15 protein-coding genes and 2 pseudogenes are annotated in these 21,010 nt (G+C 49.5%); 16 read left to right on the top strand and 1 reads right to left on the bottom strand.

The genetic code is table 11. The annotated features are described in order from the left end of the window. Window positions 1-157: 157 nt before the first annotated feature. From AWJ19_RS25725 to AWJ19_RS25660, 14 genes are all read left to right on the top strand, one after another. Entirely contained in the window at window positions 158-976 is an 819-nt protein-coding gene (locus AWJ19_RS25725; protein WP_082708116.1) for a DUF2935 domain-containing protein, read from the top strand. Between the two features lie 161 nt (window positions 977-1,137). Next, the gene (locus AWJ19_RS25720; RefSeq protein ID WP_068728090.1) at window positions 1,138-1,821 is read left to right on the top strand and encodes a response regulator transcription factor; all 684 of its coding nucleotides are present in this window, start codon (window positions 1,138-1,140) and stop codon (window positions 1,819-1,821) included. Then, the gene (locus AWJ19_RS25715) at window positions 1,808-3,244 is read left to right on the top strand and encodes an ATP-binding protein (RefSeq protein WP_068728089.1); all 1,437 of its coding nucleotides are present in this window, start codon (window positions 1,808-1,810) and stop codon (window positions 3,242-3,244) included. Before AWJ19_RS25720 ends, AWJ19_RS25715 begins: the two co-directional genes overlap by 14 nt. Before the next feature lie 2 nt (window positions 3,245-3,246). After that, window positions 3,247-3,657 carry a flagellar basal body rod protein FlgB gene (gene flgB, locus AWJ19_RS25710; protein ID WP_068728088.1) on the top strand — a complete coding sequence of 137 codons (411 nt, stop codon included), beginning with the start codon at window positions 3,247-3,249 and terminating at the stop codon, window positions 3,655-3,657. A gap of 129 nt (window positions 3,658-3,786) precedes the next feature. Beyond that, window positions 3,787-5,298, top strand: a complete 1,512-nt coding sequence (locus tag AWJ19_RS25705; protein WP_068728087.1) for a spore germination protein — start codon at window positions 3,787-3,789, stop codon at window positions 5,296-5,298. Window positions 5,299-5,334: 36 nt separating this feature from the next. Then, window positions 5,335-5,763, top strand: coding sequence for a hypothetical protein (locus tag AWJ19_RS25700; protein WP_128083697.1), 429 nt, complete (start codon window positions 5,335-5,337; stop codon window positions 5,761-5,763). Beyond that, complete coding sequence (locus AWJ19_RS25695) at window positions 5,760-6,581, top strand: Ger(x)C family spore germination C-terminal domain-containing protein (protein WP_068728085.1); 822 nt, start codon at window positions 5,760-5,762, stop codon at window positions 6,579-6,581. Before AWJ19_RS25700 ends, AWJ19_RS25695 begins: the two co-directional genes overlap by 4 nt. Further along, window positions 6,582-7,736, top strand: a complete 1,155-nt coding sequence (locus tag AWJ19_RS25690; RefSeq protein WP_068728084.1) for an endospore germination permease — start codon at window positions 6,582-6,584, stop codon at window positions 7,734-7,736. A gap of 107 nt (window positions 7,737-7,843) precedes the next feature. Continuing rightward, window positions 7,844-8,308 carry a phage tail protein gene (locus AWJ19_RS25685; RefSeq protein WP_068728083.1) on the top strand — a complete coding sequence of 155 codons (465 nt, stop codon included), beginning with the start codon at window positions 7,844-7,846 and terminating at the stop codon, window positions 8,306-8,308. Window positions 8,309-8,404: 96 nt separating this feature from the next. Beyond that, a complete protein-coding gene (locus AWJ19_RS25680) occupies window positions 8,405-9,631 on the top strand; it encodes an MFS transporter (protein ID WP_068728082.1) in 1,227 nt (408 codons plus the stop codon). A 1-nt stretch (window position 9,632) separates the two neighbouring features. Beyond that, window positions 9,633-10,943 (top strand): ectonucleotide pyrophosphatase/phosphodiesterase, encoded by a 1,311-nt coding sequence (locus AWJ19_RS25675; RefSeq protein WP_068728081.1) that lies wholly within the window; start codon window positions 9,633-9,635, stop codon window positions 10,941-10,943. A 300-nt stretch (window positions 10,944-11,243) separates the two neighbouring features. After that, window positions 11,244-13,307 (top strand): beta-galactosidase, encoded by a 2,064-nt coding sequence (locus AWJ19_RS25670; RefSeq protein ID WP_068728080.1) that lies wholly within the window; start codon window positions 11,244-11,246, stop codon window positions 13,305-13,307. Between the two features lie 488 nt (window positions 13,308-13,795). Then, window positions 13,796-15,646 (top strand): sensor histidine kinase, encoded by a 1,851-nt coding sequence (locus tag AWJ19_RS25665; RefSeq protein WP_241781887.1) that lies wholly within the window; start codon window positions 13,796-13,798, stop codon window positions 15,644-15,646. Further along, window positions 15,643-16,947, top strand: a complete 1,305-nt coding sequence (locus tag AWJ19_RS25660) for an ABC transporter substrate-binding protein (RefSeq protein ID WP_068728078.1) — start codon at window positions 15,643-15,645, stop codon at window positions 16,945-16,947. Before AWJ19_RS25665 ends, AWJ19_RS25660 begins: the two co-directional genes overlap by 4 nt. Before the next feature lie 91 nt (window positions 16,948-17,038). Here the strand turns inward: AWJ19_RS25660 and AWJ19_RS25655 are convergent. Continuing rightward, window positions 17,039-18,210 (bottom strand): annotated as a pseudogene (locus AWJ19_RS25655) (glycosidase). 262 nt (window positions 18,211-18,472) lie between these two features. Here AWJ19_RS25655 and AWJ19_RS25650 point away from each other — a divergent pair. Together AWJ19_RS25650 and AWJ19_RS25645 are read left to right on the top strand one after the other, a co-directional pair. Then, entirely contained in the window at window positions 18,473-19,237 is a 765-nt protein-coding gene (locus AWJ19_RS25650) for a response regulator (RefSeq protein ID WP_082708113.1), read from the top strand. A 314-nt stretch (window positions 19,238-19,551) separates the two neighbouring features. Further along, window positions 19,552-20,921 (top strand): annotated as a pseudogene (locus AWJ19_RS25645) (extracellular solute-binding protein). Window positions 20,922-21,010 lie beyond the last annotated feature (89 nt).

The raw sequence follows: 21,010 nt of genomic DNA, 5'->3' as shown, positions 1-21,010 counted from the left end.
TGGCCGCACGGAAGACCCGGTTGTAGAACAGCGGTCAGGTGGACGAACAGAACAAAATAGTTATGGAAACTTGCAGGCCAGCAATGCATATAGCCAAGCCGGACCCCGTATATTTTCTAGGTAGCTTAAATCGGAAAAATATACGGGAGGGATTCAATTGTCCGATCCTTTTGTAGTCCGTTCACTGGAAGAGACGCGGTTTTGGTCACGTATCATGAAGGAGCATTCACTGTTCCTGCGGCTGGGATTCCGGTGTGAAGACACGCAGTTAATCAATGAGGCCAGTCAATTTCAAGCCATCTTTGAGGAAATCGAGCGGAAGGCCTATACATTCACTGCAGACACAGATCCGCAGACCATCAGGGCATTCAATGTTGAGGTTCATACCGCGGTAAGTCATATTTGGGTGTTTAAAAGAAAGGTGCTCGGACTCATTCTGCAGTGCAAGCTCCCCGGCCAGAACAATTTTCCCCTGCTGGTCGATCATGTGAGCAGAGAAGCCAATTATTTCCGCAACCGGCTGGAGGAGCTCAATAACGGCACACTTGAACCGCTGCATGATGCAATCATCGACGAGAATGTATTTTTCCTGAGAATTATGGCCGACCACGCCAAGTTTATAAGCCACCTGCTGGATCCTTCCGAGCGCAAGCTGGTTGAGAAGGCCAGGGAGTTCAGCCATGATTTTGATACCCTGATGTTCCAGGCGATCGATCTGAGCTCAATGCGGCCGCAATCCCAGACAGTGCCTCTGCTCAGCCAGTTTGTCGATGAGAATAAGGTATCGGTAGAGTCCCTGCGCGACTTCAAAAAAACAGCCCGTGATCTCATTGCGGAATGCCGGATCAAGAGCATTATTCATCCGCTGCTGGCTGATCATGTATACCGGGAGGCGGAGCATTTCCTGTTCATCCTGGATATGTTCGAGAAATCGTTAACGGGAGCGAAGATCAACAAGCGTGAAATTTTGTTCTGAAGGGAACCTTTTTATTCAGAAGACAGATCTGCCGTAACAGGAGGTCTGTCTTTTTTATGGACCGCGGATTATGAAAAAAATTTCATTTTGCATTAAGCGCCGCGTTATTTTAACAGGTTATAATGAGAGCAGGAAGTGATGTCGGTATTGGAGGCCTAAGGATGCGCATCCTGGTTATTGAAGATGAGGAAGGGTTGTCCGATTTTATCATTCTGGAACTGAAGCATGAAGGTTATGAGGCACGGCCGGTCTATGATGGTAGAGAAGGCCTGGAGCAGGCCCTGAGTGAGGACTGGGATATCATCCTGCTTGACCTGATGCTGCCGAATCTGAACGGAATTGAAATCTGCCGGCGTGTGAAGGCAGTGAAGGATACGCCGATCATCATGATTACGGCAAGGGACAGCGTGATGGACAGGGTCATGGGACTTGATACGGGAGCTGATGATTATATCCCGAAACCGTTTGCCATCGAAGAGCTGCTGGCCAGGATCAGGGTGATTGCCAGAAGGGCAGAGAAGCTGGGCAGCCAGCCGCCGATGGTGCTTACGTTCAAGGATCTGGAGCTGCATATCGAATCCAGAATGCTGAAAAAAGGCGACCGGTGGATTGAGCTGACCAAGAAGGAATACGAGCTGCTGTTTATTTTGCTAAAAAATATAAACCGGGTGCTGACAAGGGAAATGCTGGTCGGACAGGTCTGGGACTATGATGTCGGCATCGAAACCAATGTCGTTGATGTCTATATCAGGCATCTGCGCAACAAGCTGGACACCGCGAATAAGGAAGAATATATCCAAACGGTCAGAGGAATAGGATATTTAATACGGGATGAAAAAAGTTAATCGGCTCTCTCTGAGAAATATGAATATCAAATGGAAGCTGACCCTGTGGGCGGCTGTTCTGATGCTGCTTCTGTTTCTCTCCTATAATCTGCTGCAATTTACCGTGATCCAGAACTGGGTCAACAATCACGAAAAAGAAATTATCCGCAATAATATGGACGAGGTCGTTGCTTATCTGCAGGATTTTGAACCGGGACGCGATCTTACGGACAGCGGGGATTATCTGAAAATACTGAACGAGCGCTATCAGCTCATCCGCATTGTTGACGGAAATGATGTTCCCATCCTTACCATATCGGATAAAGTACCGGAGCACTGGGTGCAGCCCGAATATGTTACATCCGAGGAGCTGCTGGAAATCTCGCCGGGCGGAGATACGCTGTTGATCTACAGACAGCCTCTGGAAATCAGCGGATTCAGCGGCTCCGTAGAAATTGTACGAAATCTGGAAAATTTCGAAAGCCTGATTAATCTGATCACTACGCTGTTCATCATTACGGGCTTGGTAGCCATTATACTCAGTCTGATCGGGGGCCGCCTGATCTCGTTCCAGCTGCTGAATCCGATCAATTCCATGATCAGAACGATGAAGAGGATCAGGGAAAACGGGCTGAAGGAGCGGGTACAGATCAGCGACCAGCAGGATGAGATGACGGAGCTCTCCCTCATGTTCAACGAGCTGATGGACAGCCTGGAGCAATCCTTCCGGCAGCAGCAGCAGTTTATTGAAGATGCTTCGCATGAATTAAAGACACCGTTGTCGATTATCCATGGACACCTTTCGATGATCAAACGCTGGGGCAAGGATGATCCGGAGGTTCTGAACAGATCGATTCAACTGAGCCTGAATGAAACGAACCGGCTGATTCAGATGGTCTCCGAGCTGCTGATTTTGACCCGGGCCAACCACTCGGCAGCCATTGCAGAATATTCTCCTGAGAATATCCGGGTAAAGCAGGTTATCGGAGAAATTATTGAAAATTTCAAGTTTGTGAACCCCGAATTCAGGATGCTCACCCGGCTGGAGATTAGTGATGATTGTGTGCTGCCTGTGCAAAAGAACCATTTTCAGCAGATGATGATCATAATTCTGGACAATGCGATGAAGTACACCAGAGATCAGAAGGAGATCCGGGTCACTGCGTCTGCGGAATCCGGCCGATTAACCATTTCGGTCATGGATTACGGTATGGGCATACCGGAGGATGAACTGTATCTGGTCACTAACCGTTTCTACAGAGTGGATAAGGCGCGCAGCCGCAAGCATGGAGGCAACGGGCTCGGACTGGCTATTGCCAAGCGGTTAATGGAAGGCTACGACGGTGAGCTTCAGATCGAAAGTATGTACGGGGAATGGACGAGGGTAACGCTGAGGTTTCCCCGTTCAAATGAGCCGGCCGCCGGCAGCGGAAAGGAGGTGTAATCTTGATCGAGAGCAATTCTTCCAGACTTAATGAATCCTTTTTACAGATACTCAACGTACGGCACCAGACGATTGCCGAGAACATTGCCAATGCGGACACGCCCCACTACAAGAAGAAAACGGTAGTGTTCGAAGACGAGCTCAGGCAGGCAATCAGCAGCGGTTCAAAGGATAACCTGGAGATCAGGCAGACCCATTCGAGACACTTCGGAATTAAAGATAACAATGCCTCCCTGATCCCTTATCAAATTGTCCGCAGCACGGATACAGCGATGAACAATAACGGCAACAATGTGGACATGGATCTGGAAATGGCCAATCTGGCGGAGAATCAGCTGATGTATAACTACATGGCCGATAAGGTCAGTGGTCACTACACGAAGATAAGGGATATGCTGCAAAATTTGAAGTAGTTGTGATGTCTGAAAGAGTGCAGACCGCGGGGTGCGGCTGTGCTCTTTTTTTTTTGATTGGCTGAAAATACCTGTCTGAGCGCATAATTCCCCCATTCCCTGCAAATACCAACCATGGGGGGATGGCATATGAAACAGCAGGCAACATTCAGCAAGCGCGAGGAGCCGGAAATGCTGTCTCTGGACCTGGCATTCAATATAGAGCGGATGAAGCTGGAATTTCTGAATTGCTCGGATATTATGTACCGTAACTGCAGTATAGGCGGGCTGGACCGGGCCACGCTGATCTATGTGGACGGGATGTGCGATGTCCTGGCCGTGGACGAGTTTGTACTACAGCCGCTGTTTGAGCATTTCCGCAGCAGCTCCAGGGTGGATGAGGCCCGGAAGGTGGAGCTGAAGGACATCTTTATCCCGTCGCTCAAAACCAGCATAGCGTATGAGACACAGCAGGTTATCCAGGCAATCCTGCGCGGGGAAACCGCCATATTTACGGAGGGGAACGCCTTTGTGCTGCTGGCCGATCTGGTCAAGATGGAGAAGCGCGCGATCGAGGAAGCCACCTCGGAAAAGGTCGTCCGCGGCCCTCGGGATGCATTTATGGAGTCGCTCCGGACCAACACCTCCCTGCTGCGTCGGCGGATCCGCTCCTCCACTCTGAAGTTGGAAAGCATGAAGCTGGGCAGACTGACTGAAACGGAAATAGTGATCGCCTACATGGAGGGCATTGTCAAGGAGGACCTGGTCAAAGAGGTGAGAAGCCGTCTGCAAAAGATCGAGCTTGACGGCATTATCCATTCCAGCAATATCGAAGAAAATATCGAGGATAGTGTGTTCTCGCCCTTTCCACAAATCCAGAATACAGAGCGGCCGGATGTAGCGGTCTCCAGCCTGCTGGAAGGCAAAATCGTTATCATCACGGACAATACGCCTTTTGTGCTGATTGTACCTATGACGTACTGGTCCGGGCTGCAGGCAGTTGACGATTATACGGACAGGTATATCTACGCTACGTTTGTGCGCTGGATCCGGTATACGTTTGTCCACATTTCACTCCTCCTGCCGTCACTGTACGTGGCACTGACCACATACCATCTGCAGGTCATTCCGACACCGCTTGTCGTCAGCATTGCCTCAGCCCGTGAAGGCGTGCCGCTTCCGGCTGTGATAGAAGCGCTTATTATGGAATTTATCTTCGAGGGCCTGCGTGAGGCCGGCATCAGGCTGCCCCAGCAGGTGGGTCCGGCGGTCAGTATAGCGGGAGCCCTTGTAATTGGACAGGCAGTAGTAGCTGCAGGGATCATCTCCACGCCCATGGTCATCATCGTTTCACTGACGGGAATTGCGTCCTTCGCATTCCCTGTCTATAACCTGGGGACAGCCTACCGGATGCTCCGATTTCCGCTGCTGATCGCCGCAGGTGTATTGGGCTTCTACGGCATTGTATTATTTCTTATCGCGCTCTCGGTGCATATGGTAACGCTGAAGCCTTTTGGGGTCCCTTATATGGCACCATATGCGCCAATGTCGATCCGCAATCTGAGTGATGTGCTTGTGCGGGCACCCAAATCCAAAATGCGCTGGCTGCTGCCCTGGCTGGCTCAGGGCAGGACTGCGCGTTTCCCCAAACGTACCAAATAACAGGCAGGAAAGGGAATCTGTCCTATGTACAGGAAAATGATAATCTTATTCCTAATAGTGCCGCTGCTGCTGACCGGATGCTGGGACCGGCAGGAACTGAACGACCAGGCTATTGTGCTGGGCTGGGGGATGGATCTGGCCGAGGACGGAGTATATCTGGCGACTGCCAATCTGGTGCTGCCGCTTGCATCCAAATCAGGGGGGCAGCAGGGCGGGGAACAGGGCGGCCGGTCCGGCTTTATGACGGAAAGCGCGTACGGAAAAAATAACAGGGACGCCGAGCAGAATATGCAAAGAAAGCTGTCAAGGGTACTGTTTCCGGGACACCGGCGCAATATCTTTATCGGGGAGAAGCTGGCGGAGCGGGGCGTCTTCTCCATCCTGGATGAGTATAGCCGCAGCCCGATGGTCCGCCGCGGGCGAATATTTTTGTCATCAGAGGGGGGACGGCGCAGGAGGCGATGAGCCTGGCTTATCAGCTTGAAACCAATCCGGCGATCGCTGTGCAGAAAATCCAGGAGAAGACCGGGGCACCGATCAGCCGCTCCCTGCTGGACTTCTATATCATGGCTAATGGCAACGGCTGCGGAATCATGCCTGCTCTTTCGATTCTGCCGTCGGATGTAAAAACGGATAAAAAAAATAAAAATGACAGCCCGCCGCAGCCAACGCTCGGTATATCCGGTGCAGCAATTTTTAACAGTCAGCTAAAGCTGGCAGGCTATCTGAATTTCGATGAATTCTGGGTCAGACTCTGGATGGCAAATAAGCTGTCTACCCGGAGTTTTACTACGGTTATCAATTCAATAGATGCTGATAAGCCGGGCGGTTCGGCTGAGGATGCACTATCGGGGGCGACCAGCGGGAAGACGGTAACGGTTAATGTGGATAGCTTCAAAAGTCATATTACACCTGTGTTTGACGGCGGACTGCCAAAGTTCCGGATCCAGCTGGAGGGCAAAGGCTACATAGAGGAGAATAATTCGCCGCTGAATCTGTCCAAGCAGAAGAATGTGGATAAGGTCGAGGTCCGGATGAACGATTACCTTGAGGCACGGGTTAAAAAGGTTATCAACAAGGTGCAAAAGGAGTTCAAAACGGACATCTTCGGTTTAGGGGATACGATCCACCGCCGTCATCCTTACCGCTGGAAGAGCCTTGCCGCCGACTGGGAAACGCTCTTTCCAGGTGTTGAGCTGGACATTAGGGTCAAGGTTAATATCACCGGAACGGGGATTACGGGTGAATCCCTCCTTCCTACCAGAGAAGGGGGTGAGAAGTAGATGAAGATCAGCAACCGGCAGCTGTTCTGGATGATTATGATGATGGAAATTGGCATAAACCTGCTTATTACAATGACGGCTACGATCCGGAGCGCCAAGCAGGATGCCTGGATTTCTTATATTTTGGCCGGTATCATGGGGCTGATTATCACCTACATTGCTGCCCGGCTCAGCTCCCGGTACCCGCGGCAGACATTGATCGAATTCAGTGCCGCTATTCTGGGAAAATGGGCCGGCAAGCTGATTGTCATTCCCTTTATCCTCCAGTGGTTCTGGGTCATGAGCCTGATTCTGCGCGACGAGTATCTATTCATCCGCCTGAATGTCCTGTATAAAACTCCGGACTGGGTTGTAGTCGGAACGATGATAGGGGTTGTGTTATATACCGTATATCATGGCGGGATAGAAGCGATCGGCAGAGTCAGTGAGCTGTGGGGGCCGATACTAATGATCATTCTTGCGCTTACTTTTGGCCTGACTTTTAATAATCTGAACCTGCCCATGCTCCTGCCTGTATATGCAGAAACCGGACTGTGGACGATTGCCGAAGGGGCGCTGGCCCCGGTGTCACTGTTCGGCGAGGCTGTGCTGCTCATGATGCTTTTTCCCTTTACGGATAATCCCGGCAAAGAAACACACAAGGCGCTGCTGCTGTCGGTCGGCTTTTCATCAATCATGCTGCTGTTTGGGGTTCTTTGGGTCATCATGACCTTTGGCCCGGCCGTTAGCGGACGGCTGCAATTTCCTTTTTTTGAGATGGTCAAGCTGGTCTATCTGATGGAATTCATTCAGAACATGGATATTTTTGTGATGGCGGTATGGCTGGTCTGCATCTTCGTCAAGCTGTCAATCTACATGTTCATTACCAGCTATGGAGTTGCTCAGTGGATCGGGAAAACGCGCAGCTGGAAAAAAATCATCTGGATTGTGGCCCCGGTAACCTTCATCCTCACCATGCTGGTCATCAAGCTGAATCCGCCGGCCGGACTGCTGCTGAAGGGAGTGTGGGTCCGGTATGTGCTGCCTGTGAATATGATCGCGATTCCCGTGTTTCTGCTGGCGGTTTCCTTTTTCCGGAAAAACGGCGTTGAACAGTTATACTTACCTGTCAAAGACACGGCAGCATGCCGACTATGCTGCCGTGTTTTTGCGTAACCCTCAAAGGCGTAAATACTAACCCTACAATTCAAGTTTCTGGTATCATAGTAAATATCAAATTTGATTGAAAACGAGTACAAATTCGAGTGAAGCGAGGAATGGACATGCCGTATACCGTTGATTTTAAAGAGGTGTCAACAGCCGGACTGGAGTCATCCCCTGTAGCAGAGGCGCTGGCCGGATTGCGGGCGAATGAAGCGCGTTATTTTATGAACAAGTACAAGCATGCGTTTACAACCGTACCGGCCGGTGAGAGCCAGGAGAACCTTGATTATGTGAACCGGATTTTGAAGGAAGAGCGCAATATCGAATTTGCAGCCAAGCCGCTGGAAACCTCAAGCTTTCAGGTAGAAAATATCCGGTTCACCTATGTCTTCTACGAGGACGGTCTTGCTATTAATGTAATGTACACCATAGATGACCCGAAGAAGCGGGCTGTCGGCTTCAAGCTGTCCGAGGGGATGGATGTGCCTAAGGAGCTGGAGGAGAAGTTCAAATTTGCACGTCAGAAATCAAAGCTGGCCGGAACGATCCGCGGTTCTTTCTTTGTGATCAAAGGCGAGTACTGAGACATGCGGCTTCTATGATTTTACATCCGTTTAACGTGCTCCATACGTTCATGTGATATAACTGAAACAATCAGTTGTAAAAGAGGAGAAGATCAGATGAAGCTGAGCAAAGAGGAGAAATCATGGATTCTGTATGACTGCGGCAATTCGGCGTATTCGATGGCGGTGACGACGGCGCTGCTGCCGATTGTGTTCGGGATGTTCAACAATGTGGACAGCAGCATGGATTTGGGCTACTTCAATTCCATCGCCAGTATACTGGTGGCCGTACTCAGCCCGATCCTGGGCACGATAGCCGACTACAAGGACCGGAAGAAGCGCTTTTTTATGTTTTTTGCGGCGCTAGGGATCCTGGCTACGGCTTCATTGGCGTTCGTCTCACCGGACAGCGGGCAGTGGCAGCTGCTGGTTGCCTTTTACATTCTGTCAGCGATCGGATTCGCAGGGGCCAATATTTTCTATGACTCCTTCCTGGTGGATGTTGCTACGGATGAGCGGATGGACAAGGTGTCAACGAGAGGCTTTGCGTTCGGGTATATTTTCAGTGTTATTCCGTTTGGGATCAGTCTGCTGCTGATTTTTGTCCTGGGGATGGATAAGGCCATCGGTTACCAGATCGGGTTCATCATTACGGCGCTTTGGTGGGGACTGCTGACAGTGCCGATGATCCGGGATGTGAAGCAGAGATATTACATTGAGCCGGAGCCGAAGCCTGTTGCCAAAAGCTTTAAGAGACTAGCCGTTACCTTCGCTAACATCCGCCAGCACAATATTGTTTTCGTGTTCCTGCTTGCCTATTTCTTCTACATTGACGGAGTCGATACGATTATTAAAATGGTAGTGCCTTATGCCACTTCTGTGCTTGGTGCGGACTCGATGGACACTTTTACATTGCTCGGCATTCTGCTTATTATCCAGATTATTGCCTTTCCGTGTGCGATCATTTACGGGAATCTGGCTAAAAAATACTCCGCGCGCACCATGATCATTGTCGGTATTTTTACATATATCATTTCCTGTATTGCCGCTTTCTTTATCTCGTCCGTGTGGCATATCTTCGTTCTGGGGGCGCTGATCGGCTCAGCCCAGGGAGGGATTCAGGCACTCAGCCGGTCCTATTTCGCCAAAATCATACCGAAGGAGAACTCCAATGAGTTCTTCGGCTTCTATAATATTTTCGGAAAATTTGCCGCGATCCTCGGGCCTGCCCTGATGGCTTTGACCACAACGCTTACGGGCAACGCCAGCTACAGCATTTTGTCGATTATCCCGCTGTTTCTGATCGGATTCTTTGTCTTTATCACATTGCCTAAGGGGAACTAATATGGAACCGAACACGGCGCTTACGCCAAAAGCGAAGCATCTGATCGTCATCTCCTACGATGCCTTTTCGGAGGACAACTGGGAGCTGGCGAGCCGTCTGCCTAATCTGGCTAAATTAATGAAGAGCGGTGCTTACAGCAACCGGCTCCGCAGCGTATATCCGACGCTCACCTATGTTGTTCATACCACTACCGCTACGGGAGTTTATCCGGCAAGGCACGGGATTCATCATAACAATCCGCTGCAGCCGTTCGTCCCGGAGGAGGACCAGCACTGGTTCTGGTTCCGCGAGGCGATCCAGGCTCCGACGATTTATGATGCTGTGCGGAGGGCTGGGATGAGCACCGCAGGAATACTCTGGCCGGTGTCCGGCAAATCATCCATTCGATATAATATCCCGGAGATCAGAGCCCTGAAGGGAGAAAATCAGGCGCTCAAGGTACTCCGCAGCGGAAGCCCGCTGTACTCGATCCAGATGGAGCTGAGGCAAGGAAAGCTCAGGCAGGGGATTCAGCAGCCGTATCTGGATGATTTCACTGCAAAGTGTGCTGCGGATACGATCAGGCGCAAAAAGCCCAACCTGCTGATGCTGCATTTGATTGATCTCGATGATGCCAAGCACCAGTACGGTACAGACAGCGAGGAAGTAAAGCGGGTTATCCTGCGGATGGACAACCGGCTGGGCGAGATTATGCAGGCTGTCGAGGAAGCGGGGATCAGGGACGACACGGTGATTATGGTGCTCGGGGATCACGGCCAGTTCAATGTGCGGTACAAGGTGCATTTGAACAAGCTTTTACAGGACAAGGGCCTGATCTATGAAGAGAACGGCGACAGGAAATGGCGGGCATACTTCCAGTGCGGCGGCGGTTCGGCCTACCTGCATATCCGGCCGGGGGATGCTGAAGCAGAGCAATTAGCCCTTCAAGCTGTAAAAGAGTACATGGAGGATGCTGCGTCAGGCGTTGAAGAGGTGTATAAGAGAGATAAGCTGGACTCGCTCCATGCCAGTCCGGTCACCAGCTTCATGCTGGAAGCCAGGAAGGGCTATAGCTTCGACGAAAGCCTGGACCAGCCGCTGCTGGTTGATCTGGAAGCACAAGGCATCCGTTATGCCACTCACGGTTATTCTCCCGATAAAGCCGGCTACCGCTGCAACATCGTTATCTCCGGCAGGCAAATCAGGCAGGACTATGCCTTCGGGGAGCTTGAGATGGTTGACATCGCGCCGACGATGGGCTGGATTCTTGGTGTTGAGTTTTCTCACGGCGACGGAAGAGTGCTGGAGGAGATTTTTACGGAAGCCAAATAAGGAACAGGATACGGCCTGACGGGATTTAGCCGGCGGGCTGTTTTTGTGCGGAGTGCAGCTGATTTTTACATACACTTTTACCGGAAATGTTCATTCTATGCTAGTTTTTAAGTCTTATAATCCTAACAGCCCCGTTATCCTCCACGTTACAATGGCAATATAGTCAAGAGAGCTCCAGGAACAGACAGACACGCAAGAATATAATCCATGCTTAGCCGAAGATGATCGATTGGCTTGTGCACAGGCCTGCGTTACATTAGGGTTATCTTTGACTGGAACCTACAGAGAGGGAGATTACAAGTGTATACATTTAAAAACTACAAGCAGCCTGAAATCCTCCGCAATCATTTAAAGCTTGGAGGAGCTAACCCGGCTGGTGAGACAATCGATGTAACGAGTCTATATATTACCAGGGACGGCAAACCGATCATTCCGGTAACAGGTGAATTCCATTATTCCAGATGTGCCAGAGAAGACTGGTATGATGAGCTGTGTAAAATGAAAGCAGGCGGTATAACGCTTGTATCTACGTATGTGTTCTGGATTTACCATGAGGAGATTGAGGGCGTATTCGACTTCTCCGGCGATAATGATGTGCGTGCTTTTATACTGGAGTGCCAGAAGGCCGGGCTGGAGGTTGTCCTGCGGATCGGTCCCTGGGCGCATGGCGAATGCAGAAACGGCGGATATCCGGATTGGCTGCTTGCGAAGCCGTTCAAGCTGCGCGAGAATAATCCGCAATACCTGGAGAAGGTAACCGTTCTGTATGAGAAAATCGCGGAGCAGGTACAGGGACTCTTTTACAAGGATGGGGGGAATATCATTGCCGTCCAGTTAGAGAACGAGCTGACGAATGATGCCGAGCATCTGGCTAAACTGAAAGAGCTGGCCATAGCGTGCGGGATGATTGCCCCTATTTATACAGTAACGGGCTGGAATGCAGTCTCCGGTGCCAAGATTCCTGTAGACGAAGTGGTTCCTGTATTCGGGGGCTACTGTGAAGCTCCATGGGAGGAACATATGAATCCGCTTCCGCCGTCACCTCATTATTTCTTTACCGGGATGCGGAACGATACAGGAATAGGGGCGGATCTCCTTCCCCGGGGCAGTGAAGAAGACGGCGAATGGCAGCTGCCGTACGAACGTTATCCTTTTGCAACCTGTGAGCTCGGCGGAGGCCTTCAGGTAACCCATCACCGCAGACCGGTTATCCGCGAGATGGATATCTACGCCATTTCACTTGTGAAGCTTGGTGACGGCAACAACCTGATCGGGTATTACATGTATCACGGCGGGACGAATCAGATCGGCAAGCTGTCCACTTTCCAGGAATCGAAGGAAACGGGCTATCCGAACGATTATCCGATCCTCTCCTATGATTTTCAGACCGCACTTTCCGAGTATGGCGAGGTGCGCGGGCAGTACAGGCTGCTGAATCTGCTGCATCTGTTTGTACAGGAATGGGACCAGACCTTGGCACCTATGACCAGGGTAGAGGCCGAGCATACGGTGAAACGGGAGGATACAGCTTCCTTGCGGTATGTGATGCGTACAGACGGTACAAGCGGATTTGTTTTTATTAACCATTACCAGCGGCTGTCGCAGCTCGAAGATATCCGGGGAGCAGTCATTGATACAGGAACCGTCACTTTCCCGCCGATTGACGTTACCGGAGATGTCAGCTTCTTTATGCCGTTCAATATGGAGCTGTCAGGCAATATCCTGAAATATGCTACGGCCCAGCCGCTGTGCCGGCAAGGCGATACCTATTTCTTTGCACAGATTCCAGGAATTGCTGCGGAATATCAGTTTGAGAACGGGCAGGGGTTCACACCTGAAGCAGGACTCGCATCCGGATTCCAGGTGAACGGCATTAACGTAATTACACTCACTTGGGAACAGGCGAAATATTTGCGCAGGCTGGACGGAGAAGTATTTGTGGGCGAGGAGAGCGATCTGTACAAGGCTGGCAGCGAAATTCGTTCCGTTGCCGAAGGTAATTTCGGGTATTGGCACTGGAACGGCGGAGGCTTTGAATATCATACTGTCGAGAAGCCGTATACTGAACCTGCGATCACCATCGAACCTGTGGAGCATGCTCCTTTTGATCCTAAGTACGCAGAGGAGCTGCATATCGGCGGGGAGCGCAAGATTACCTGGCAGAAAATAAAGGTTACAGGCTCCCAAGGCTTCGTTAACCTTGATTATTACGGTGATACTGCACAGATCTATGCGGATGGAGAATTAGTGGCGGACAGCTACTATTACGGGGAAGTCTGGAGAGTTCCGGCAAAGCTGCTGGAGGGGAAAGAGTGTTACCTAGCGGTATCGGAAATGCGGAATGATTTTTACAGAGAATTTTAAGGATTAAGGGCAAACTGAAAAAGTAAGAAATGCAGAAAAATCCATTAATCATAAAAAGTCGCAAAATTTGCGGCTTTAAGCAGAGCAGCGATTATCCCGCTACCGGGAGCATCGCTGTTTTGCATTTCTGTCTATTTCCAAAATACAAACAGAGCACTATAAATGTAAATACAGCCCCTTTTTCTGTGGAAAACGAACTGATATGATAATAATTAAATCGCTTACATTAGTGAAGTGAATACGAACGTAATCATGTCATGGAGCATAACGAAGCATAATGCCCTTTCACTCCACCGTGAGAAATGAAAGGGCATTACTATATTCAAGCGGCTCTTGCCTCTGCAGTTGTCGTTTATAGAATAAATACATAAATTAAAGTTAAATTAGTGTTACTATGATTATACTCAATCAGGATACAGCCAAAAAGGGGAAGACTAATGAAGGAACAAGGCAAATTCAACGGGTGGCCCTTTATTGGAGACATGAGCATGGAACGCAAACTGCTGCTGGTCTTCCTGGTTATCGTTACACTGCCGCTTTCCATTATCGGCATAATCAGTTATAAGAGCTATTCAGAGTCGATTGAAGCCAATACAGTTGCTTATTCAGAGAAGCTGATTGATCAAATGATGGACGGGATCGACGACTACATAGAAGATATGAAACGGATTTCTTCCATGCCGGCTTATGTGAACGAGATCAAACAAAATTTGATTGCATCCAACCGCTATCATGAACAAAAAAACCAGAGTGAAGGGGATACGGCCGGCAGAACCGTTGCACCGGGAGACTTTGACCTGCTGTTGTCCATCCAGCGGGGGATTGAAGGCAATATCTCTTTTATCAACAATATTAAACGGGGTACGAACTCTGTCTACATTTTTGACGCATATGGCAACGGCTATTACTCTGCCAAAGACGGCGGTGTCCGGCTGGATCTGGATCAGAGCTACAAATTCTGGAGCCGGCAGGCGAGGGATTCCAGTGGTGAAGCCTTGCTCTTTGGCACCCAGGCCTATACTACTAACCTTCAGAGTACACGATATGCCTATACTGTAGTCCGAAAAATTGTTGACGGCCTCTGGAATCCTATCGGGCTGATTGCAGTAGAGGCCAATATAAGCAATATGGAGACTCAGGTGGCGGAACTGGACAAGGTCACCAGGGGGAAATCCCTGATCGTGGATCAGGACGGCAAGGTGGTCTATGACAGTGATCAGAAACTGTTGACGATGGATATTTCGCAAACCATGCTGTTCCGGAATGCTCAGGGAGCGGCCGGGAGCTTTTATGACACAGTGTCAGGCAAGCAGCGGCTTAACATCTATTCCAGTTCGGCCAAGACAAATTGGAAGGTGATTATATCCATTCCTGTCGATGAACTGACCCGTGATGTTAAGCTGACCCGCAACGCAACCTTATTAGCCACCTTGATTATTATTGTCGTGGCGTTAATCATTTCGATTGTACTGTCCTTCGCACTCACCAAACCGCTGAAGCAAATGATTCAGCTGATGAAGAGGGTCCAGAATGGGGAGCTTGACGTTAACTTTCTTGTGAGGCGGCGGGACGAGATCGGGCTGCTCGGTCATCAGTTTAACCGGATGCTCGCCCGCATCAGGGAGCTGATTCAGGATATTTACCGGATTGAGGAGCAAAAGAAGGAAGCGGAGCTTCATGCCCTGCAGAGCCAGATCAATCCGCATTTCATATATAATACACTGGAATCCATACGGATGACCGCAGAAATTAACGATGATGTGGAAGCTGCCGATATGATTTCGATTCTGGGTAAGCTGCTGCGTTACAGCACGGGCGAATTGACCGGTCAAACCACAATGAAGCAGGAGCTTTTGTATGTCCGCAACTATGTTGAGCTGTTAAACAGCCGGTATCCCGGCAGATTTGTGCTGCAGATTGATGTTCCGGAAGAATTAAATGAGTACAACATTATTAAATTGGTGTTTCAGCCCATTATAGAGAATGCCGCCTATCACGGACTGGATGACAGCAAGGAGCACATGCATATCAGCATCAAATGTGAATTCACAGCACATAAACTGCTGTTCCATATCCGCGATGACGGCTGTGGTATGGATCAGCAGACACTGGATAAGCTGAGAGAAGATTTAAAGCGGGAGACCCCTCACAAGAAGAGCATTAATGGCGGAATCGGCATGAAAAATGTTCATCAGCGGGTGCAGCTCAACTATGGTGCAGCTTATGGTATTGAGCTGTTTAGTAAGCAAGGGGAGGGAACGGATGTAATCCTTTCGCTGCCGCTTCCCTCATACCGCATAGAAAGCATATCAGAGTCAGAAGGGGGTGATCAGGATTGAAGAAGGCTAAAGAGCATTGGCCGCTGCATACCGTGCTGCTTCTCCTTATCCTATTCTCCGCGGGATGCTACAAAACGGGCAGTAAACAGGCTATCCCGGCTACACCGGCTGCAGATAATGAACAGGCAATCCTGTCCGGCAGCATTCTTATGCTTACAAACCGGATTGACCTGATAGAGAATGGTACGATGCAGGGTTACGCTGACCAGTTTAAAAGAAAATATCCCGAGGCTAGTGTGGAGTTTGAAGGATTATCCAACTATGCTACAGATATCATGGTCCGGCTGTCTACCAAGGATGCCGGGGATGTGCTGCTGCTGCCGGTTAATCTGCCTGCGAAGGAGCTGAGTTATTTTTTTGAACCCCTCAGTACGGAGATGTCTGCCGATGAGAGGTTCAAAAGCTTTACGGCGTTCGACGGTAAGCGGTATGGTCTGTCCACCGGGACAACTACAAGCGGGATCATCTACAATAAGAAGGCCTTTGAACAGGCGGGTATTACGGAAATTCCGCAGACCCTCGATGATTTCTACGCAATCTGTGCCAAACTCAAACAAGCGGGCCTAATTCCGCTGTACATGAATTATGGTGCGGTCTGGCCGCTCCGGGAGTGGGGCACCAATATGGTTAATTATATGACCGGTAGTGCTGATTATCTCAATAACATGGTTCATACTAATAATCCCTGGCAGCTGGATAATGAATGGGGACGCTCGCTCGGTATTGCCCGTACGCTGGTTGCCCGGGGATATGTGGAGGATGAGCTGTTCTCGAACAGCTGGGAGGTTTCCAAAACCAGACTGGCCAAGGGGGAAGCCGGGATGTACCTGAACGGAAACTGGACGATTCGCCAGGTTCTTGATGCCGGGGCTGCCTCGGAGGATATCGGCTTTTTTCCGTTTCCTTATGATAACGGCCAGTTGCACTATGCCCCGCTCAATCCCGACTGGTTTATTGGCGTCAGCAAATACAGCAAGAATAAGGAGCTGTCGATGGCCTGGGTGAACTTTCTGGTTAAGGAAACCGCTTATACTGCTGAAAGCTTTCTTCCGGTAGACGGTTCATTGGAGCCTTCCATGGAACAGTATAGAGAATTTAATTCATATCATCCGAAGCTGGTGGAAGCAGTGGTACAGACAGACGCGTTTATTGATATGGCCAACCGCTCGAAGCTTACCTTTGCAACCGGTGACTATATTCAGGAGCTGATTGCTGCACCTGATCTGCAGAAATCCTTTGATGAGCTGAATGAAAGATGGAAGGAAGCCCGTGAAAGGCAGCCCGCTTCCTCTCAACCTTAAACGGCGCAGCGGTTTAATCGAAAAGGCTAACGCCCCCGACAGAAAGTCATTTCTGCCGGGGCCGTCTTTGTTGTTGTGCATAAGTTACAGATTACAGCTGCAGATTACGGTCTATCAGCTCGATGCGCTGCTGAACGCAGGCGTAGGAGCGGAGCGGATCTTCCGGCGTATTCAGCACATAATCCAGCATCTGGTCAACTGTGGTGGTAGCGACATGTATGCGGGTGTCCGATGAAGCGTAATAGATATAAATCTCTCCGTTGTCGCGGGCAATAACACCGTTACAGAACACGACATTCGATACATCCCCGACACGTTCTTCGCCGTCAGGGGCAATGAAATGGCCGCCGGGTGCATGGGTAACCTTGTTAGGCTGGTTCAGATCGGACAGGAAGGCGTAGAGAACATAACGCAGACCGGCAGCTGTATTGCGCACGCCATGAGCAATGTGGAGCCAGCCGCGGGCCGTCTTGATCGGGGCCGGACCTTGACCGTTCTTAACTTCCTTGATTGTATGGTAATAGCGCTGATCCATGATTGTTTCGCTGGTGATGACAGCATTTTCGATGGAGTCAGACAGGCCCCAGCCGATACCACCGCCGGAACCGGCGTCAATGAAGCCATCCTGAGGACGGGTGTAAAAGGCATACTTCCCCTCTACGAATTCAGGGTGCAGGACAACATTGCGCTGCTGGGCAGAGCCGGTCTTGAGATCGGGAAGCCGTTCCCAGGTCTTGAGATCCTTGGTGCGGGCGATGCCGCACTGGGCTACAGCGCTCGACAGGTCGCCGTGTGCAGCTTCCGGGTCTTTGCGTTCAGTACAGAACAGACCGTAAATCCAGCCGTCGGCATGTTTGACCAGACGCATATCGTAGACGTTGGTATCGGGAATTTCGGTTTCGGGCAGAATGACCGGGTGATCCCAGAAGCGGAAGCCGTCTACCCCGCTGTTGCTCTCAGCCACAGCGAAGAAGGACTTACGGTCATTGCCTTCCACACGGGCTACGAGGTAGAATTTGCCGTCCAGTTCAATCGCACCCGGATTGAAGACACCGTTCACACCGATTCTTTCGGCGAAATACGGATTGGTCTCCGGGTTAAAATCATAACGCCAGATTAATGGTGCATGTTCTGCGGTGAGCAGCGGATATTGATAGCGGTCATAGATGCCGTTGCCGAAAGGCAGCTTTTCATTTTTACGGGCAATCAGTGCCTCGTACGTCCGGTTAACAGAGCTTTGCGCTCCTCGAATACTGTTGTCATTACACTGTCTCCTTTTCTCGCTCTGCAAAATAAATAATAACAAAAATTGATTTGTTATTAATAAAATGTTATTTTTGTAATAACAAAATACATATAAGTTATAACGTTTTTTCTAGCGGATTACAAGAGGCAAATATGTAATGTAAAGACAAGACTATAAAAGTGCAATACAACACATTTTATATTGAAGTCATCAGGCCTATAATGAAAATGGTAGCGCCATCATTTTGCACATGTAATACAACCGGAGGCGATTTTCTAAGTGATCAGAATCATGATTGCGGATGATGAGGAAGTTATCCGCCGCGGGCTTGAGAAAATTACTTCCAGAATGGATCTGGAAGTGGTAGTTATCGGCTCGCACGGCAATGGAATGGAGGCATGGAATCAGCTTTCGGCTATAACAGCGGAGGATATTGATCTGCTGATTACGGATATCAAGATGCCCCGCATGGACGGCTTTATGCTGATAGAAAAGGCCAGAGCCTGGATGAAGGATCTGCCGATAGCGGTGCTTAGCGGTTTTAGTGATTTTGACTATGCCCGGAGGGCGATACGTTTCGGCGTGCTGGATTATCTGCTCAAGCCGATAGAGAAAGCACAGCTGTATGATCTGCTGAAGCGGGTGGAAGAGAATAAACAAACGAACTCTTCCGAACCGCAGCAGCCGGTAGTCCAGGCCGAAGGCGGAGAACATTACGTAGTCGAGCAGACCAAAGCTATTCTTGAAAAGGAGTACGGACATCATTTCGAGCTTGAGCGTCTGGCAGAGACAGTAGGGATGAATGCCAGTTATCTTAGCCGCCTCTTTAAATATAAGACGGGTCAGACGATTACCGATTATCTGATCGGCATACGGATTGACAAAGCCAAAGAACTGCTGATCAGCCAGCCTGATCTTAAAAATTATGAGATTGCCGAAAAGGTCGGCTACAGCGATCCCGTGTATTTCAATAAGCTGTTCAAGAAAATATGCGGTGTGACGCCAAAGGATTATAAAAGCGGTTGCAGAATACCAAAAGTCTAGGCTGCTAAAGCTGCAACAGAATAGGGGAATGTCTATTACCAGGGGGCGGAAAGCCCTCTTTTTGTGTTTTTATTTGCATAAAACAAACTAATATATAAAACAAAAATAACAAATATAAGACCAGAAAAAACAATTCAAACCATCGTTTTCGGGCTTTTAACGCATTATAATGTGTTTGTAAGCGATAACAACGCACTTTCAAAGAGTGAACAGGAAATAATTAGCCTTATTAAGTTGTTAATCGTTTGGGTTTTCAAAATATTAGTTAGTTTTTTTGTTATTATGATGCTTGAATGGAGAGAGGGGTTTTAACAATGAAAAAAACAAAAGCAATTACCGGATTGGCAGCATTGACATTGATGGCGGGCTTATTCGCAGGCTGTTCATCAAACAATAATGCAGATAATGCAGCAGCAACCAATGGCGGAAATAACGGAGCCGCTGCAGAGGCGACGGCAGCTCCCGAAGGAGATGGGGCAAAGGACATCAAAGGCGATATCACCGTAATCACGCAAAGAACAGACATTGTTGATACCGTATTCAAAGATTATGCAGCTAAATTTAATGAAAAATATCCGGATGTCAAAGTGAACTTTGAAGCGCTCTCCACTTACGAGGACCAGATCAAGATCCGTATGAGCACGGATGATTACGGTGATGTGCTCCTGCTGCCTACAAGTGTGGCTATCAAGGACCTTCCGGATTTCTTTGAACCACTGGGCCAAAAAGCCGAGCTTGAGCAGCAGTACACAGGTCTTGAGGAACGCAGTGTGGACGGCATTTCCTACGGCATTCCGATTACCGTTAATTACTCGGGAATTATTTATAACAAACAGGTGTTCAAGGATGCAGGCATCACTGAAGTTCCAAGAACCATTGATCAGTTCATGACTGCACTGCAGAATATTAAAGACAAAACGGATGCTGTTCCGCTGTATACAAACTATGCAGCCGGCTGGACGCTCACCCAATGGGAAGCCGTTCTGGCAACGTTGCCGGCAACCGTGACTATGTGAATATTACTCAAGTCGCTTCAGACGATAACTTTGTGCAGGGACAGCCTCACTATGATTTGTACAAGGTAATGTATGATGCAGCCAAAAATGGCCTGATCGAAGAAGACCCTACAACAACCGACTGGGAGTCCTCCAAGGCTGATCTGGCCAACGGTAAAATCGGGACAATGGTACTCGGCTCATGGGCGATCGGTCAAGTTAAAGGCTTGGCAACCAATCCTGATGATGTGGGCTTCATGCCGTTCCCTACCAATGCAGAGAAGGTTCTTGTCCCTCTGGCTGACGATTATAACCTCGGCATCAGTATCCACAGTAAAAACAAAGAGGCAGCCAGAGCATGGGTTGACTGGTTCATTAATGAATCCGGCTATCCGACAACTGAAGGCGGCGGCATGAGTCCTGTTAAAGGAGCCGAGCTTCCGGAAATTCTGAAGCAATTTGAAGGTACAGAGGTTACCTTTGATACCCTTACCCCTGCCAAAGAGGGTGAAGAAGGCTGGGTTGATGCGATTGACAAGGAAGCTGAAATCGGGCTTTGGCAGCCTGATTTCAAGAAAGTCATTATTGAAGCAGCAATCGGCAACCGCAAAGAGTCTTATGATGACATCATGAAGGATCTGAACGACAAATGGAAAGCGGCAAGAGCGAAAGTTACAGCTGCCCAATAAATACCGTAATAGAAGCTGAAATTCATTAACGCAGGAGTGAAGACAGAGTCAAGAGATCGGGGGGATGCGCCTGGCGCATTTTCCCCTTC

Origin of the sequence: Paenibacillus sp. DMB5 (assembly GCF_001517085.1) — a bacterium.
Taxonomy (GTDB): Bacteria; Bacillota; Bacilli; order Paenibacillales; family Paenibacillaceae; genus Paenibacillus_AQ.
This window is presented reverse-complemented; position numbering and strand designations above follow the sequence as displayed.

What these genes read in the sequence shown, in the direction of transcription:
- AWJ19_RS25720 (WP_068728090.1), top strand. Translation starts at nt 1,138, where the DNA reads ATGCGCATCCTGGTTATTGAAGATGAGGAAGGGTTGTCCGATTTTATC.
- AWJ19_RS25715 (WP_068728089.1), top strand. Translation starts at nt 1,808, where the DNA reads ATGAAAAAAGTTAATCGGCTCTCTCTGAGAAATATGAATATCAAATGG.
- AWJ19_RS25705 (WP_068728087.1), top strand. Translation starts at nt 3,787, where the DNA reads ATGAAACAGCAGGCAACATTCAGCAAGCGCGAGGAGCCGGAAATGCTG.
- AWJ19_RS25700 (WP_128083697.1), top strand. Translation starts at nt 5,335, where the DNA reads ATGATAATCTTATTCCTAATAGTGCCGCTGCTGCTGACCGGATGCTGG.
- AWJ19_RS25695 (WP_068728085.1), top strand. Translation starts at nt 5,760, where the DNA reads ATGAGCCTGGCTTATCAGCTTGAAACCAATCCGGCGATCGCTGTGCAG.
- AWJ19_RS25690 (WP_068728084.1), top strand. Translation starts at nt 6,582, where the DNA reads ATGAAGATCAGCAACCGGCAGCTGTTCTGGATGATTATGATGATGGAA.
- AWJ19_RS25685 (WP_068728083.1), top strand. Translation starts at nt 7,844, where the DNA reads ATGCCGTATACCGTTGATTTTAAAGAGGTGTCAACAGCCGGACTGGAG.
- AWJ19_RS25680 (WP_068728082.1), top strand. Translation starts at nt 8,405, where the DNA reads ATGAAGCTGAGCAAAGAGGAGAAATCATGGATTCTGTATGACTGCGGC.
- AWJ19_RS25675 (WP_068728081.1), top strand. Translation starts at nt 9,633, where the DNA reads ATGGAACCGAACACGGCGCTTACGCCAAAAGCGAAGCATCTGATCGTC.
- AWJ19_RS25665 (WP_241781887.1), top strand. Translation starts at nt 13,796, where the DNA reads ATGGAACGCAAACTGCTGCTGGTCTTCCTGGTTATCGTTACACTGCCG.